Raw genomic sequence first — 1,144 nt, 5'->3', positions numbered from 1 at the left:
CGGGACGGTCGATCTTGTTGACGACGACGATCGGCTTGAGGCCAAGCGCCAGCGCCTTGCCGGTAACGAACTTGGTCTGCGGCATTGGGCCTTCGGCCGAATCGACCAGCAGGATCACGCCATCGACCATCGAGAGGATGCGCTCCACCTCGGCGCCGAAGTCGGCGTGGCCGGGGGTGTCGACGATGTTGATGCGCAGCCCTTCCCATTCGATCGAGGTGGGCTTGGCGAGAATGGTGATCCCGCGCTCTTTTTCGAGGTCGTTCGAATCCATGGCGCGTTCTTCCACGCGCTGGTTTTCACGGAACGTGCCCGATTGGCGGAAAAGCTGGTCGACGAGCGTGGTCTTGCCATGGTCGACGTGCGCGATGATCGCGATATTGCGAAGGTCGGCGGACATGAGGTCCCTCTTAAATATGCATCTGTCAGCTGGTCGAGGGAGGGCCGGCTGCCCTGCATTCGCCGCGTCGCCCACCCAAACAGGCAGGCCGCGCCCTTTTCACGAGCGCGCCCCTATAGCAGAGAGTGCATTGCAGCAAGCCTTTTGCCTGTTGCCATTGCGCCACACTGCCCGTCGTAGCGGTGGGAAATTATCTTACTCCGATTGCCTGTATCCCCCGGTCTTTCTAGTTTTCGCTCCATAGTTGGCCCTTCCGGGCAAGATGCAAACGCACGACCGGATCGGACAGGGGCCTGAGAGGACAAGCAGAGGAACATCATGATGCGAATGACTGGTCGCGGCTTTTCGGCCGTGCGCGCTGTCGTATTGTCGGGTGCGAGCCTGGCGGCGATGGCTGCGCCGGCTCAGGCACTGGCGCAGGACGCCGACACCACCACCGACGATAGCGAATATGCGGAGCCGGCCTATGCCGAACCTGCCTTCGCCGAACCTGCCTTTGAGGATGGCGAACAGCCCGCCGCCCATGGCAATGACATCATCGTCACCGCGACCAAGCGCGCGCAGACGCTGCAGGATGTGCCGGTCGCCGTGACCGTCACCACCGAAGAGCAGCTTGAGCGCGCCGAGATTCGCGACCTCAAGGATCTCACGACCGAGGTGCCTTCGCTGCGGGTGACGCAGCTGCAGTCGTCGGCCAATACCAATTTCATCATTCGCGGTTTCGGCAATGGCGCGAATAACGCA

Annotated in this window: 2 protein-coding genes; one reads left to right on the top strand and one right to left on the bottom strand. The window is 61.9% G+C overall.

Annotated elements, in window-relative coordinates; genetic code table 11:
- A partial coding sequence (locus AAFM29_RS17395) for a GTP-binding protein (protein WP_341713976.1) occupies positions 1-400 on the bottom strand: 400 nt, incomplete at its 3' end.
- A 321-nt stretch (positions 401-721) separates the two neighbouring features.
- Between AAFM29_RS17395 and AAFM29_RS17390 the strand changes: the two genes are divergently transcribed.
- The coding region (locus AAFM29_RS17390; RefSeq protein ID WP_341713975.1) for a TonB-dependent receptor plug domain-containing protein at positions 722-1,144 on the top strand (423 nt) is incomplete at its 3' end.

Origin of the sequence: Erythrobacter sp., from assembly GCF_038133525.1 — a bacterium.
In the GTDB taxonomy this organism is placed as follows: Bacteria; Pseudomonadota; Alphaproteobacteria; order Sphingomonadales; family Sphingomonadaceae; genus Qipengyuania.
This window is presented reverse-complemented; position numbering and strand designations above follow the sequence as displayed.